This window comes from Pseudoalteromonas sp. JC3 (assembly GCF_030291895.1).
Taxonomy (GTDB): domain Bacteria; phylum Pseudomonadota; class Gammaproteobacteria; order Enterobacterales; family Alteromonadaceae; genus Pseudoalteromonas.
In genome coordinates, this window is record NZ_CP127855.1 from 4,164,557 (window position 1) to 4,180,136 (window position 15,580).

8 protein-coding genes are annotated in these 15,580 nt (G+C 44.7%); 2 read left to right on the forward strand and 6 right to left on the reverse strand.

Features of this window, described 5'->3' with window-relative positions:
* Positions 1-213: 213 nt before the first annotated feature.
* From QSH61_RS18115 to QSH61_RS18130, 4 genes are read right to left on the reverse strand one after another with little or no spacing between them, the layout of a single operon-like run.
* On the reverse strand, positions 214-2,589 hold the full coding sequence (locus QSH61_RS18115) for an ABC transporter permease (protein WP_206473482.1): 2,376 nt from the start codon (positions 2,587-2,589) through the stop codon (positions 214-216).
* Positions 2,590-2,591: 2 nt separating this feature from the next.
* Positions 2,592-4,976: an ABC transporter permease gene (locus tag QSH61_RS18120; RefSeq protein ID WP_206473485.1), complete on the reverse strand. Its 2,385-nt coding sequence runs from the start codon at positions 4,974-4,976 to the stop codon at positions 2,592-2,594.
* Positions 4,977-4,986: 10 nt separating this feature from the next.
* Positions 4,987-5,691 carry an ABC transporter ATP-binding protein gene (locus QSH61_RS18125; protein WP_010606919.1) on the reverse strand — a complete coding sequence of 235 codons (705 nt, stop codon included), beginning with the start codon at positions 5,689-5,691 and terminating at the stop codon, positions 4,987-4,989.
* Between the two features lie 10 nt (positions 5,692-5,701).
* A complete protein-coding gene (locus QSH61_RS18130; RefSeq protein WP_206473487.1) occupies positions 5,702-6,943 on the reverse strand; it encodes an efflux RND transporter periplasmic adaptor subunit in 1,242 nt (413 codons plus the stop codon).
* Positions 6,944-7,206: 263 nt separating this feature from the next.
* On the opposite strand from QSH61_RS18130, the gene QSH61_RS18135 reads away from it, so the two are divergent.
* Positions 7,207-9,711, forward strand: coding sequence for a zinc-dependent metalloprotease (locus QSH61_RS18135; protein WP_206473489.1), 2,505 nt, complete (start codon positions 7,207-7,209; stop codon positions 9,709-9,711).
* A gap of 88 nt (positions 9,712-9,799) precedes the next feature.
* Here QSH61_RS18135 and QSH61_RS18140 read toward each other — a convergent pair whose 3' ends face one another.
* Entirely contained in the window at positions 9,800-10,414 is a 615-nt protein-coding gene (locus QSH61_RS18140) for a PQ-loop repeat-containing protein (protein WP_102057758.1), read from the reverse strand.
* 463 nt (positions 10,415-10,877) lie between these two features.
* On the opposite strand from QSH61_RS18140, the gene QSH61_RS18145 reads away from it, so the two are divergent.
* The gene (locus QSH61_RS18145) at positions 10,878-12,680 is read left to right on the forward strand and encodes a PKD domain-containing protein (protein ID WP_206473491.1); all 1,803 of its coding nucleotides are present in this window, start codon (positions 10,878-10,880) and stop codon (positions 12,678-12,680) included.
* A 78-nt stretch (positions 12,681-12,758) separates the two neighbouring features.
* Here QSH61_RS18145 and QSH61_RS18150 read toward each other — a convergent pair whose 3' ends face one another.
* Complete coding sequence (locus QSH61_RS18150) at positions 12,759-15,572, reverse strand: TolB-like translocation protein (protein WP_206473493.1); 2,814 nt, start codon at positions 15,570-15,572, stop codon at positions 12,759-12,761.
* Positions 15,573-15,580: the final 8 nt, after the last annotated feature.

The window sequence follows — 15,580 nt, forward strand, 5'->3', positions numbered from 1 at the left end:
ATAGTACCAAGTTTAGCGCGTTCTCGGATGTGACATTTGTAAGAATCTGTTACACCTTTAGAACAACTTTTTATAACTATCGAAAAACAGCAAAAATTATAAAGTTATTTCAAACAATTAAGTACCAAAACCATTGATTTGAAAAGACCTTTTTAAGTACGATTTTTGTGATTTATATAACAGTTTTTTCGGCTTTTTGTCACATTTTTCACCCTAGATCTGCTTAGTGACATGATGAAGCTCAAGCACTAGAACTATACTGCCTACCAATACGATAGCGAACAACAGATAGATCCCAAGCAGTGGACTCAAAATACCAAACGTACTCGCCACGACTAAAGACAAGAAAACTGCAATAACAACTGCGACTAACACGAGAGAAGCCCGACTCCAACACTGCTCAATAAGAACATCACGTACCTTAGCACCGACTAAACGCTTGATATAGAAGACTGGCGTACTCAATATGGCGAGGTAGCCGAGCAAACCATACATACCTGCCACTACCTGTATTAACATCATCAGTGCGATCACCAGCCCAGCTAAAAAGCTCAGCATGGCTGTTTTATTGAGTTGCTGCATCCGCGATTTGATATCGACGAGCTTTAAAATAGATTGGCTTGGGTTTTGTTGTTTGTACAAGGCGGTAACCGTATGCAAGCCTAATTTCTCTCCTGCTTTGGCTCGCACCAGAATATTTCCACTAATAAAATTAAAAGGTAGATAAGCTAAGGCTTGTGCTTGAGACGTATGGCTAAAGGTATTTTCGACAATACCCACAAGGGTAATGGGGCGCTGATTTCTGTCGTAGATGGTCATGCCGATATCTGCTGCTGTTACGCCAAGGCGCTGTGCTAAAAGCTGATTGAGCACCACTTTTTTCCCTGAACTATTGATAGCTAGGTCATCCTCAGAGAATCCGCCACCAGCAATAAACCTTAGGCCTGAGGTGATAAAGTAATTTGGCCCGCTGAGCTGTAAATAAGCGACGACTGAGTCGCTGCCATCATCAACTAAGCTTAGCGGCTCCAGAAATACAAATTCGTGGGGTAATACGCCAGCCAGAGCAGCACTCTCGACGCTTGGGTGCTGTCTAAGCGCCGACAAGTTTATCATCGCTTGATTATATCTTGCTTGAATAGCATCTGAGCTGCGGTCGTAGTTACTTTGCTGTAACTCAACAAAATAAAGGTTATTTGAGTTAAAACCACTTGAGGTATTTAGCTGCCCGCCAAAGTAGCTCAATAGCCAAAACGCAAAGCTCATTGTGACTATGCCCACACCGATTTGCAATCCGAGTAAGGCTTGACTCATTGACTTAGGTAATTGTTTGACCTGCCCCTTCCCTGAGCCACTTAGTTGACTATGAATATCCTTAAATGACACCTGAGACATTGCCAGCTTTACAAACACCAGTGCACAAAGTTGAGCAAAGGCAACTGCCAATGAGAAGCTCCACCAAGGTAGCTTGAGCCAAACAGCATGGGCTAGAGCCTCCTTTGCCCAAAACTGCATTAGCCAAACGCCAGCATTAGCTACCCCTATGGCAAGCAATGACGCAAACAAAAAAATTAAGGCAATATAACGCCACTGCTCGAGTTGCAGATTGCCGTGCTTAGCACCGAGTACAATCGCCAGTGCCAGCTGGTTTTGTTTGGCTTTAAAATCTAACAAGTAGAGTGAAAATGCATTCACTAAGGTAATGACAAGCAGCCCAACACCTGCAAGTGCTAACCATTGCGTGGTTGTTCTTAGCTGCCCTTTTAATTTATCAGCAAGTGGTGACAACGAAAATCTGAGCGTCGCACGACCAGATATCCCTTGTTCTAATTGAGCTTGCTCAAATGCAGTTTGAAACTGCGCCTGCAAAAGCGTTAATTGCAGCTGCGCATTTTCGTGTTTTATGCGACCCACAAGAAATAAGTCGCTTCTTACCGCCAAGTGGTCCATACCCGTAATACGGTCACCCATCATAAGTGTGAATGGCAAAAATACCTCACTCATCCGGTTAGATTGATATAACTGCGGTTCAGACTCATCGCACGCGACCACTCCCACCACGATATAACGACGATCATCTAGCTGAATGCTCTGCTCTATAATATTTTCATCAGGAAAATATTGCTGCACAAAGCACTCTGTCACAACGACTTCGTTAGGTGCTGTACCAAGCTCATTACTTTGGGAAAACCACCTCCCTTCTTTTAAAGCAATATTAAAGAGCGAAAAGAAATCATCACCGACGTAAGTTGTCTCAATCCTTGGCTCAACCACTGAACCACGTAGTAAGCTGTGGCTATACAATACTGCGGAGGCTTTATCAAACAATTGCTTGTCTTGAGCAAGCTGCCACGCAACAGGCGTAGAGATAGCATTTTCCATGATCGTCTTGTCATGTTCATCTAACATATTCCCTTGCAGCCAAACGAGTTTATCGCTTTGCGGATAAGGTAGCGACTGATAAGCTTGCCATGATAAGCCAATACTCATCATCATAGCGGCGAAAGCGCCGCTCAATAACACGACTAACATCAGACTTAGCCTAAGCCTATACCTCAATCGCCTCAATAGCTTATGCCATAATGTCATGCTTATCCCTTCACTAATTCAGATGGGTTGATTAATGCGTTGAGTGGCCTGCGCAGTATTTGCTGTAGTGAAAAGTACAAACACGAACTCGACACCAACACTATCCCCACAGCCGCAATCGAAAACTCTGCCACATTAAATGTTTGCTGAAAGTATGGCGACAATAATAAACACCCTGTTAGGGAGATCATTAACGCTATACTTATGTGCTTAAAGTGGGTAGTAAGATCCTCTCGAGTGAGATCGCTATGCTTAGCACCCAGCACCATTTTCGTGCCGTAATAAGAAAGCTTAAGTGATTGGCTATAACGAAAGACACCAAATAGGCCAATAATCACGAGCAACAACGCCAACGCGAAGATAAACAGTGCTCCATAGGTAACCAAGGTATCAGTCAACAGGTATTGCTCACGCTGCGCAGTAAGTGATTTAAAACTAAAGATTTTCAATGCTGGATGAACTTGCATCAGCAGCGCTGCAAAATGGGATTTAGTGACAGGCTGCTGAGTCTTAATTAACACCGTATTACTTCCTTGTACTGCCCGATACACATGGGGCAGTGCAGGTTCGCCTGGCACGGCTAAATCAGCAACGACACCAATAATTTCAAATGCCGCATCTTCGTCGGTAATGTTAAAGCTCAGACGCTTGCCTAGCGCTTTTTCCTCTCCACCTAGCTGCTCAGCAAAGGTTTTATTGATAATTAACTGCTGCTCACCGCGGCGCACCGCTTCACTATCGAAAAACTGACCTTGTAGTAACGGCAAAGAAAAAAACTCAAGATAACCACTATCCACAACTCGGCCAACCGGATGCACGCGTTCGAGCGTCTCGACTTCTTGCAATGACCAAGTGCCAACGCCTTGTCCGATGGGTGAACGGCTTCGACTCACCGCGATTACTTCTGCGGTATTCGCAAGGACTTCACTGGCTTGACGCATTACCTCTGTGTATTCATCTCTTGGCATAGTATCAGGGGCATAAAACGTCACTTCGTATTTATTCTTGAGATCTACCGTATAAGCATTTTTTAGATGAGATATGGCAGCAACGCCGACATTGAAGCAGAAGAAGAGCAAGATAATAGAAATACTTAACTGACTCACCGCCATGAACCGTTGCACTCGCGCACTCACAACAACGGCATTCCCCTTACCGCTTTGTTTTAGCATGTGCGTTAAGTGACGAAAGCGTATTGCAGACATTCCTGCGAACAACAATAACCAGCTCGTCAATAAAGCGACCAATCCCAGTGCAAGTATACTTTGCCAGGTTAACGCTATCAGCTGCGCTTGCGGCAACAGTCCCACGAGTTCTTGCTGTAGCCACTGGCAGATAACATAAGATGCGCCAATTGCAACCACGAGTGATACTGAGCAAAGTGCTAGCAACGGTAACCACTGCATCAGCGCAATATCTCTTATTTTTGCTCCCACCACCGCTTGAATTGCCAGCGTGCGCTGGATCTGACTGAGTCTTGCAAGGTATAAGTTACTGATATTTAATAGCGCAATACCAAGTAAACCAAGCGATACCACAAACATTCCAAATAACAATAAGGGAGACTTACCGAGCATAATTGATTTCAACGACACCGCGCGAATGCCAATATACCACTTCGCAAAATACTCACTGTCGCTCACTTTGTTGCGCCAAAGTGTGTTCATTTCGTTCGATAGCGAGAGGCTGACTTGTTCATGCTCCACCCCTGTAGCCAACTTACCCACCATCAAGTTAAGCGCATATCGGTTCCACCAGTAAGGTTTAGCTTCCTCTGAAGTTAGGTTGTATTGCCAAGGTAGCCAGACCGCAGTGTTGTGTGTCAGCTTTTTTAAGTTAGGTTCATAAAACTGCTCTGCAGCCACCCCGACAATCGTAAACTCTCGCCCATCCAGTCGCAGCGTTTTATTTAAAATATCAGGATCACCATTGAAGTGACTTTGCCAAGCTTGATAGCTCAGCACAGCGACAGGACTGCTCTCATCGACAGGTTCAGTAATAACCCGCCCCATCGCAAGCGGCATATCAAAAATACTAAACCACTGTGGCGAGACATAAGCCGATTCAACTTGAGGCGCATCAACATCCGAAGTAAGCAGTTGCTCGGCATAATGCACCATCGCCAGTTGCTCCATTGCGGCAGGTTTATGCTCGTATAAATACATCAATGATGGATAGTTAAAGGCTTCGCTGCTCTCGTTGCCATTTTCATCAAACATCGGGTATTCAAGCTTCACAATACGTTCTGAATCCGGGTATGGTAGAGGTGAGAAATACAGGCTATGTAACATCCCCATTGCGACCAGCATCACAACGAATACACAGCTCAGCGTAGTCACCACACTAACATGATAAATATTTGCACGGCCTAAGTTGAACACTTGCATGGTGCCCTCTCTATGCTCGTTGACTAACAGGTTGAGCAGAAGCGACGGTGCCTAACAGCTCACCATCGAACAATTTCACCTGCCTTGGAGCCATATCGGCATAACGTGGATCGTGCGTCACCATACAAACTGTAGTGCCTTGCTGATGCAATTCAGCGATTAATTGCATCACCTGATCGCCACTTTTCGAATCTAAGTTACCCGTCGGTTCGTCCACCAGTAGAATGCTTGGTTCGGTCACCAAAGCACGAGCAATCGCGACACGCTGCTGCTGCCCGCCTGATAACTGATTTGGCTTATGTTGAACGCGATGCGACAGCCCAACCTTTTGTAAACAAGACTCGACTCGGAGCTTTACTTCAGCCTTACTCAACTTCTCAGGACGATACTTTAGGGGTAAAGCGACGTTATCGAATACCGAAATTTCATCAATGAGATTAAAAGCCTGAAAGACAAACCCAATATGCTCATTGCGAAGCTCAGCGGCCTGATCAAGCGTCAGAGTTGTCACATCATGAGCACCAATCGTATAGCTACCACTTGTTGCTTGGTCAATTAAACCGATGATGGATAGCAAAGTAGATTTACCGCATCCTGATGGGCCAGAGATCGAAATAAAATCGCCTTTTGCAATTTCCAGTGAAATATTTCTCAGTGCGTGTGTTTGTAGTTCTTCGGTTTCGAACACTTTATTGATATTTTTAAGCACTATCATTTTGATATTCCTACTTTAATAAGATTGTCTCATCTAGACTGGCAAGATAGGCTAGATCAGAAATGATTAATCGTTTCCCGGCTTCAACGCCAGAATCTATAACAATATATTTCCCCGTTGAAGCACCAAAGGTGATTTCTAGCGGCTTTGCGGTGTCATCACTAGTCAGTGCAAATAAGGTCTGCGTTTGATTGTCTTTGGCATTGGCAGGGCGCTGAACATAGGTGGCATTGGCAAGATGCTTAATGGCGATGCTGGCAGAGATACTCAGCTGCGCTCGCGCCTGCTTCGGTAAGGTATTTGGTAAACTCACCTCTACTTCCACGCTATTGTTTGCCACCACGGGGTCAACTCGGAGCACTTTGCCTTTTACTTTGTTGGCCTGCATGTTCACCATCACGTCTTGCCCAGTTTCAACCCAGCGCACTTGGGATTGTGGCACAGACAATACCGCCATCAACGACTGGTTAGAGCCAATCAATGCTAATTCGTCACCAACATTGACTCGTTGCCCAAGCGCCAGAGGCATGCGCTCAATGATCCCTGAAGTGCTGGCTTTAATCTCCAGTTGTTGTTGTTTTTCTAGTAAGTTATTGAGTTCTTGTTCACGAATATTGATTTCCTCGTTAGCAAGAATAAGCGCCGAGCCATGTAGTGCTTGTAACTGTTTAGCTTGCTGCTCTAGCATGGTAATTTCATGTTGTAAGGTACGCAAACTGGTTTCAGTTTGGGCAAAGTTCAGCGCGGAAATAATGCCTTGTTGTGCAAGGCTTTGCTCCGCGCGGTGACGCAATACTAAGGTTTTTAGCGCGCCTTGTTTTTGCATCAGCTGTGTTTGTTCGTTTAACAGCTCCCTTTGTTGAGTGAGTAGCAGCTGCTCTTTTATTGCCCGCGACTGACGCAAAGCTTGTTTGGCTTGCTGAACTTGCAACACGAGATCAGGGCTCACAAGCTCGGCTATCGCATCCCCTTTACGAATAATTGCGCCTGCTTTGTGATGGATCACCTTAACAATAGCCGCACTTTGGGCGTTTAATAAAAACTGCTCAGCACTACGTAATTCTCCAAAGCTATCTACTGACAACGTAAGCGGACCTTGTTTGACCTCCGCTACCAGTATTTCAGCACGCATCACACTAGAATGAGACGCCCACTGTTGCCACAGTAAATAAACAATTATCACCACCATTAAACAGATAGCAACGATGTAATGTTTGGTTTTTTTTGGTTTTGCCGGTTTGACTAGATCCATGTTCCCTCCTCACTGACTGTCGACTGTTAGCGAGAACCATGCCAAATAAAAATAAACTAACATTTCAATAAGTTAAATTAATTCCAGATATCAAAACCGGCTGATATTTCGAAATCGAACACAGCTTTTCGGAATTGAAAAGAGATCTTAACTTTGTTTGCCAATATGTCGTTTATCTTTTGTTACATTCATTTTACCTTGAGTTTCTGACAGGCTCTGATGTTTTGGGTACACTCAGATTTTTACAATTTCGAGTCAACATTATGAAGAAAACTGCATTAAGCATTGCCCTCGCGCTCACCTTCGCAAGCGCCCCAAGCTTTGCAAAAAAAGACAAAAAAGAAGAAGAAAAAACAATCGCTTCACTAGTCGAAAATAAAACCAGTATTGATGGCCTGTTTCCGCTTTATCAGGATAAAGAAAGCGGAGAATACCTAATGCAACTCAATGAGACGCAACTTGATACTCCATTCTTATACTTCGCGCATACTGTTGATGGCGTTACCGATGTCGGCCATTTTCGAGGTAACTACCGAGAAACGAAACTGATTGAGTTTAGAAAACACTTTAACCGCATTGATATTATCAGCAAAACGCCGCGTTTTATCTTTGATGAAAACTCAGCTATTGCGAACGCGAGCGATGCCAACATCAGTGAAGCCGTACTCGCCAGTATCGAAATTGAAAAAGCTGAAGACGGTAAAGTTTTATTCAAAGCAAATAAGCTATTTTTAAGTGAGTCACTACATAAAGTATCTCCTTGGAAACGTGCAGATGACAAGAACGCAAGCAAGCGCTTTGCCCTTGGCAAATTAGACGAGAAGAAATCTCGAATCGTTAAGCACCGTCCATATAGCAACAACTTAGATATTGTTGTTGATTATGTCTTTAGTAACCCAGACCCAAAAGTTGCAGGTTCAAATGCAGTGACAGACTCACGTTTTGTCTCGCTAAAAGTACAACATAGTTTTGTCGCACTGCCAGACAATGACTACCAACCTCGCTACGATGATGCACGTATCGGTTACTTCACCAATCAGTTTGACGTGCAAACTTCACCAGATTGGGCGCCGTATAAAGACGTTATTAAGCGTTGGAACTTAGTGAAGAAAGATCCAAGCGCGGCGCTTTCTGAACCTGTTGAACCTATCGTGTGGTGGATTGAAAACACCACACCAGTCGAATGGCGTGACACGGTTCGTGATGGTGTACTAGGATGGAATAGTGCGTTTGAGAAAATCGGCTTTAAGAATGCCATTGTTGTAAAAGTACAACCTGACGATGCCACTTGGGATGCGGGTGATATCAACTACAATGTACTGCGCTGGACTTCTTCACCTCGCCCACCGTTTGGCGGCTATGGTCCAGCAACTGCCAACCCGCTTACTGGCCAAATTCTTGGTTCCGACATCATGCTAGAGTATGTATTTATGCGTAACCGCTGGATGTATGACTCACTCTACTCTCAAGGTCAAATGAGCCATGGTGCTCAAGCATCAAGCGATACACTACACTGTTCGCTTGGACATGAAATGCAGGGCCAATTGATGACGGCAAGCCTTGCAACAGGTGCTGACATCGAACGCAAAGAAATGCTACGACAGGGCTTAGTACAGTTGGTTCTTCATGAAGTAGGACACACCTTAGGCCTAAACCACAACATGAAGTCTTCTATTTTGTGGGGTCCTAAAGAAGTACACGACAAGTCAAAAACACAAGGTATCGTAACCGGCTCTGTGATGGACTACGCGCCAGCTAACATTGCCCCTCTAGGCGTTGACCAAGGTGATATCTTCCAAACCAAACCAGGTCCGTACGATGATTGGGCGATAGAATTTGGTTACAGCACAGCACTTAACGATGACACCCAAGAGCAACAGCGCCTTGAAAAGATCTTATCTCGTTCTGGCGAACATGGCTTAGCTTTTGGCAACGATGCCGACGATATGCGTGCGCCGGGGCGTCATATTGATCCTCGCGTGATGATTGGCGACTTATCATCCGATCCGGTGACATACGGGGTTGACCGCATGACTCTGGTCAACCATTTATTCACCGAACTAAAAGACAAAGCGCGTGTTGAAGGTCAGTCTAACCAACAGTTATTAACCTCTGCGAATATGCTGTTTGGTCAATACCGTGCTCAAGCAACTGTGATTTCACGCCAAATTGGCGGTGTATACGTTGAGCGCAGCGTAGTAGGCACAGAAGGTGAAACAAAACCATTTACACCAGTACCACTTGCGCGCCAAAAAGCGGCTATGACCGCGCTTAAGGAAATGGTTTTCGCACCGACCGTGCTTGAAAATATGCAGCCTCTTTACAACTACATGCAAGCGCAGCGCCGTGGCTTTAACCATTATGGTAAGAACGAAGATCCTAAAGTCCATAAGATGGTACTTGGCATGCAAAAGTCGGTACTAGACCAAGTACTACACGCGAATGTATTACAACGTATCAGCGACTCTACGTACTATGGTAACGAATACAGCCTAAACGAGGTGATGAACGACCTGACTGCCGCTATTTTCGTTGCTGATAAGAATGCAACTACCTTAAGCCAGAACCTACAAATTGAGTACGTTTCTCGCTTAATTAATGTTGCAGGATTGAGCAAAGCGAGCAAATACGACAATTTGGCAAAAGCCGCTGCACTATTCCAACTGCAGAGTATTTTGGATAAGAGCACAGCTTGGGGTGCCGATCAGGCAACTAAGGCACATAAAGCGTATATTGATCGTATGATCACAAAAGCGTTAGAAGCGTAACTCGAAAATTTTTGTATTACGCGAGTGAAATGAGCGAAAACGTTAAGGGCTAGCAATTTGCTAGCCCTTGTTTTGTCTGTTTATATCACTAAGCTAAAGCGGGTTTAGAGCGATAGTACTGAATACAGCCTAATTGTGCGGCATTAGTCAGTAAAATCATAACAAACATCAACACGTGAGCTACGCTAACATGACCTAAGCTCAGTTCAGCAGCCAAGCCAATTCCTCCGGCTAAAAACTGCAGTGAGAAATACCTAGCGCTTAAGTTAGACACATCACCGCTTTTAATTGTTTTATAGGTCTGCGGCATAACGCGAATTGAACTCATCACTAGCCCTAAGTAAGTTAACGCATTTAGCAACGCAGCAGCTTCAATGTCCTTTGCCAATAAAAGCCCAAATGGCAACGTCGACAAAGCAAGCAAGAGTGCTAATTGATTACACTGTTTCGAGCTTGCGTTGTAGCGAATAAAATAATATAAAATAAGTGCACTTAAAGAACCTGTAACAACAAAAGGCAACACCATAAAAAAACGTTCAAAGAAAACGTTGTAGGCAATAAAGTAAGAGCTTTGTGCAACACCAAAACTCATCATTAACAGTGAGACACCTGATACACTGCGATTTTTACGGATCTTCCTAATCAAAGGAACAAAGCTTAAAACCAAAACGAAAGAAGAAACGATCGGTAAATATTCGCTCAATGCCAACTCCAAATGTCTAAATTGTTGCTAAGTTAAAGTGCTGTAAAACCCTTAAAAACACTTTGTAAAATTATGATTTTTAAGGTTTTTATTTTTGAAGGCGCGCATTTTAAGAACTAAACATAAAAATACAACATAACCTATAGAATCTATTTCCCACCCCTTGGCAAGGCTCAAATACAACCGTATAAAAATAAGTACACTTTAGAAGGCTTAGAAGTGCGGCGGCATGAAAACATCTAACTATCAGCCGGCATGGAATTAATAAAGTAAAACTTATGTTAAAATAATATATATATAACTTTACAAAACGAATTATTGTTTCTATTTTGGTGTGTGGATGTTCAAAAAACATACCACCAACTGGTCGTGCCCTACAGTGCACCCAAGGCTTGGTTCGGTATTGAACGACGCCCAACTTTTTATCTCAAGTTGGATAACCACACACTCAAAAGGAATAACAATGAAACGACACATTCTTGTCACAGCATTAGGTTTAGCATCAGGTATCGCGATGGCACAAGCGCCACTAACGGAAGCTCAGATGATGGAATATACCAGCAAAGCTAGCAAAGCAATGATTGGTAAAAAGTACGAACTAAACCTTCCACTTATTACTCAAAACAGTGCTACAAGCACTTCAACGTCTACACAAACTATTGTGCAAACAGTTTCACACCCAGATGCAAGCTACATCAAACTACACTTTAAAAACCTCACCCTTGCAAACGGCGGTAAACTCGTTGTTCGCTCGGAGGATAGTGGCGAGCGCTATGAATACACCCAAGCAAACCTCCGCGCAGCAACGGTTGATCCAAACCTCGGCGATGACGGCGTTAAACAGTTTTCTGCTATGTCAGTCTCTGCTGATAAAGTCATCATTGAATATACTCCAGGCCAAGGTAATGCAGGCAAAACACCCGAAGTCGATTTTTACTATCATGGTACTGAAGGGCAAGCAACTGTTGAGGGCTTGACCGATGTGACGCCCATGTCAACTTGTGGCGCAATGGAACGCAAAGACGTGCAGTGCTGGGCGCAATCGCACCCGGTGGAATTCGAGCGCTCGCGTCCAGTCGCCAGACTGCTCATGAACGGCAGTGGTTTATGTACGGGTTGGCGTGTTGGTGCAGATAACCGTATGTTTACCAATAATCACTGTGTGGGATCAGCATCAGAGCTGGCGAATACTGAGGTATGGTTTAACTATCAAAGTACGAGCTGTAACGGCAGCCAGCGCGAGACTGTGGTTAAGGTCACAGGTAAAGACTTCCTTAAAACAGATTACACACTAGATTATACGCTGTTTACCATCAATGATTTCGCTAAGGCCCAGCCGTTTGGTTATTTTGGCTTAGACGTGCGTAATCCATCGCAGGGCGAGCGTATTTACATTCCTCAACATGGTTCAGGTAATCCTAAAGAGCTGTCGATTGAGTCTGATCAAGACACCAATGGACTGTGCTCTGTTAACCAAGCAACGGCGAATGGTCGAGGTACGGGTACAGATATAGGCTATTACTGCGACACTATTGGCGGCTCGTCAGGTTCGCCTGTACTTGCAGCCTCAACCAATAATGTTGTTGCGCTACACCACTTAGGTGGCTGTACCAATAAAGGCGCTAAAATCAGCTTAATTTGGCCTCAGGTTTCTAGTCACTTTGGTGGCCAAATTCCTGTTGGCGATAACGGCACTACCGATCCATTGCCCGTTGCATTATTTACTTACAGCTGTAATGACCTAAGCTGCAGCTTCGATGGTTCAGGCTCTAGTTCACCAAATGGTTCTATTACACAGCACAGCTGGCAGTTTGGTGATGGCGCATCCGCTTCAGGCGCGCAAACGTCATATAGCTTCACAAACTCTGGCAGCTATACCGTAGAACTCACCGTGACAGATAGTAATGGTGACACTGCGTCAACAACACAACAAGTCACCGTGACGCTGCCAGGTGAAGAGCAAAAGCTTATCAAGGGAGTAGCCAAAACAGGGCTTGCTGGTGCTAGCGGCAGTGAAACCTTCTTCTATTATGATGCCCCTGCAGGCACGAATACAGTGACATTCAATACAAGTGGTGGCACTGGTGATGCTGATATGTACGTACTTAAAGGTGCAGAACCAACAACCAGCAATTGGACTTGTCGCCCTTACCGTTATGGTAACAGCGAATCTTGTACCCTAAATGAAGGTGCAGGTCGTTATTGGGTGATGATCCGCGGGTATAATGCTTACTCCGGCTTGCAGATTATAGCGAACCATAATTAATCTCAGCACTTTATAACACACCAAACAATGTGCGGGGCTAGCCTCGCACATTGTTTGATAGCAGTCCGCAACGATTACCTACAACTCATACCAAACACTAAACCAAACACGGTTTTCATTGGTCATATTACGCCCCTCTATACGACCAACTCCAGCACTAAACTGTAGATCGGTTAATCCGGCAGGAGCAAAATCAGCGGCCTTATCTAATATCACTCGAGTCAAAGGTAAGCGCATCTTAATACCGTAATTTTGCCCAATCACTTCTCCATCTAACTGATGCTGCTTATAAAATAACTTAGGTTTGCCCTGCTGCCATGAAGTTGCAAATTCATAGCCTAAATAGCGGCTTCCCGTTGCAAATAGATGCGGCAACATAGGTTCGCTGACAGCGTGTAAACTGTTACTAATACTAGTGCTGGTAAGCGCTCCACCGCCCACAGATAGAGGCAATTCGCTGCTGTAGCGGCTATCGACCGATGCATAGAATGGAATTTGCCATGCTTTAGCAAACAAGCTCAGCTGATAATCAAAACCATCTAATTCACCTAGCCACTGAGCTGCAGAGACTTGCAGTGCTACACCATGCTGCTGCGTATCCCACATTGCACGACCGTTAAAGCCGTAACGCCCGCCGCTCCATGCTTTTTCACCATGTTGCACACGAATAACGCCCAATTCGGGAGCGAGGAAATTCAATGCTTCACCAAAACGATAGCTAGATGACAAGGCAAATTGCTTAAAGCTGCTTTTATTCTGGGTCTTTACTTGTGGCGAGCGAGACTGCTTATCCGCTTCTAGCTCTTGATATCCAGCATCAAACGTCGTTTTCCAGTTTTCATGACGATATTCAAGTTGGGCAAATGCGCCCATCAACGCACCATTATTGATGCTTTTCTCGGCTCCAAGCTGCCAAGCAAGTTGGCGCAGCACATCCTGCCCTTTTAATGCCACGCCCAAACTATCAAAAGAGGCGCTATTTAATGCGCCTGATAAGGCGACAGAATAAGACTGTTCGAACACAGAATAATCAGAACTGGGCAGGGCGGTTTGATCTATCTTAGCCGCAGGTAATTGATGGGGATGCTGCTCTTTTTGTTCCGCCTCATCCACTTGTTCCAACACACTCACGGTGCGCCAAGCCGGAGCAACTATTTTGTTAACCTTGACCCCCTCAGGGGTCGCATAGCTCACCAGTAACAGCTGTGAATGGGTAATAATTTGCTCAAGCGGTTTAGCACTTGCAGGTAAGGTCTCAAGTATTTTACTCGCCACGTCATAACGCATCACCGCTAAATGGCCTGCGACTCCAGAAATAAAGTACAGCTTGTCATCATCATGAGACCAAGTTAACCCCGAAAGGTATTGATGTGACTTAGGTAAATAAACAATTTTAGTTGTATCATGGCTAAGATCTTTAACAACAAGTTGCCAGCGTTTGTTAGGAGTAACATGCACATAGGCTAATGTCGTCTTTTTATTAGAGAGCACAGGAAAGTCATGGACATCCCCAAGCTTGCTTGTGGTGATTGGCGTTTGCTTGCCTGAGTCCAGCTCTATGGTCACCAGCTGTGAGTAACCTAAACGGGACACCTCCGCAATTACGGTGTTGGCATCAACAATACTAAAGCGACGAATACCCGCACCTTCGGTTAGTTGCTTCGGCTTTCCAGTACCAATTCTCCAGACAAACAAATCATTGATAAAGGTATCGTCTGCAGCTGGCGTTTTTGCAACGAAATAAATATGGCTGTCATTCAGCCACTGGGGGTAATAGATACCAGCAAAATTGTGAGCATCAAGCTGCGCAAGTCGCTTTTTTGGAAAGACTTCAGGTGCAATATCCACAATATCTTTAGGATCGGCATTTAATATCGCTTCGTTGCGCTTATTAAATTGCTCAATGGCTTCTACATTTTCTTTGTTTTCGTAGATATTGAGTGTGACTTGGCGTTTACGATTTTGCTCTACCACCAAAAACTGACTGCCATCTGGAGAGAATGCAATATCTCGAGCAGCATATGCGAACCGCTGCCAAAGTTCACTCTGTGTCGGAACCAAGGCCAGCTCCTGCTGCATGGCCTGATAGCTATATTCAACAATAAAGCGACGATATAACTGACTGGCTGGCGCTCCAAAAGCACCACTAAATGCGGTTTCAAAACTGCGAGATTCCACCGCCTGCACTCTTGTCCACACGGCATCTAACGTCTGTGCGCCATAATTATCCTCAAGCCATGCTAGAAAACGTACGCCTACTAAGTATGCCATGGAGTTGGAAAGGTAAGACTTGTCGCCATTATCTAAAGCGCTATAGGTCGGTAATGCGCCTTGCTGCGCGTAATAGCGCACAATGCTCTCACTGTAATTATCGTATAAACGTCCTCGTCCCGTTAATCTAGACTCCAGCAAGGTCGCATAGCCTTCGCTGACCCAACGCGGTAATACCGCATCGAGCAAGTCGGTAATATCGTGCCAATCTCTGAGATGTTGTCGCCATTGATTACGGCTAGGTTGTGATAGGTGAACGAGATGAATATATTCGTGCAAAATGAGCAACTGCTGCCAACTGGTGTTATTTGCGATGACGGAATCAGCTTGAGGCGGCGTTGCTTGCAGTGCCATCATTGGTTTATCTGTGCTGGGTAATGCAAAGCCATTGGCCGTATTTTCTGGATCGTAAATAATCACATCAGCACGTTCACTCAAGGCTCTACCTTGTTGTGCCAGCACTTTATCTCGAACCACTTCCAGCTCATTTGCTGCAGAATACGCCCATTGCTGAAGCGCTTGAGGATAATGCACATTGAAGTTTTCGGTTTTGATGGTTTGCCACTTAGCCTGTAAACCAAAGCTCGTAAAAGCAACAAAAATTATCAGTAGCGCTCGCATTACCTTTC

Bases quoted from the DNA above. Each gene is read 5' to 3' on its own strand.
- QSH61_RS18115 (WP_206473482.1), bottom strand. From the start codon at position 2,589: ATGACATTATGGCATAAGCTATTGAGGCGATTGAGGTATAGGCTTAGG.
- QSH61_RS18120 (WP_206473485.1), bottom strand. From the start codon at position 4,976: ATGCAAGTGTTCAACTTAGGCCGTGCAAATATTTATCATGTTAGTGTG.
- QSH61_RS18125 (WP_010606919.1), bottom strand. From the start codon at position 5,691: ATGATAGTGCTTAAAAATATCAATAAAGTGTTCGAAACCGAAGAACTA.
- QSH61_RS18130 (WP_206473487.1), bottom strand. From the start codon at position 6,943: ATGGATCTAGTCAAACCGGCAAAACCAAAAAAAACCAAACATTACATC.
- QSH61_RS18135 (WP_206473489.1), top strand. From the start codon at position 7,207: ATGAAGAAAACTGCATTAAGCATTGCCCTCGCGCTCACCTTCGCAAGC.
- QSH61_RS18145 (WP_206473491.1), top strand. From the start codon at position 10,878: ATGAAACGACACATTCTTGTCACAGCATTAGGTTTAGCATCAGGTATC.
- QSH61_RS18150 (WP_206473493.1), bottom strand. From the start codon at position 15,572: ATGCGAGCGCTACTGATAATTTTTGTTGCTTTTACGAGCTTTGGTTTA.